Source organism: Vogesella mureinivorans (assembly GCF_007644035.1).
In the GTDB taxonomy this organism is placed as follows: Bacteria; Pseudomonadota; Gammaproteobacteria; order Burkholderiales; family Chromobacteriaceae; genus Vogesella; species Vogesella mureinivorans.
In genome coordinates, this window is the sequence record NZ_VMTV02000762.1 from 1 (window position 1) to 410 (window position 410).

At 72.4% G+C, this 410-nt stretch carries 1 protein-coding gene; it reads left to right on the forward strand.

Features of this window, described 5'->3' with window-relative positions:
- Positions 1–221 precede the first annotated feature (221 nt).
- Positions 222–410, forward strand: a 189-nt coding sequence (locus FLQ44_RS18110) for a hypothetical protein (RefSeq protein WP_206208970.1), incomplete at its 3' end; no start/stop codon positions are given.

Sequence of the window (410 nt, forward strand, 5' to 3'; positions counted from 1 at the left end):
CGTGGAAACCCTGGTCAGGCACGCGATCGACGGCTACCAGGGCGCCGCAGGCATCATGCCGGCCCGCGGCGGCAACCCCTCGCTGACCGATGAGCAGGTCGAGGCCTCGGTTGTCTGGATGCTGGACAACCTCAAGTAAGCCGCTGCCGCCGCGCGCGGACACCCAGCCTGCGACGCCGCCCCCGAGGCGGCGTCGTCGTCTCTGCAGGAGCCCGAACCCGATGTCCTTGCCCGCCTTTGCCCGCTACGCCCTGCTGCTGGCCCTGCCAATGCTGCTACCGGCCTGCGCCCGCCAAGACACCACCCAGGTGCCATCGGCCCCGCGCCGGATCGGCGAGCTGCAGGGCAGCGGCGAGCGCAGCCCCTTCGAGGGCCAGCGCCTGCGCATCCAGGGCGTGGTGACCGGCAGC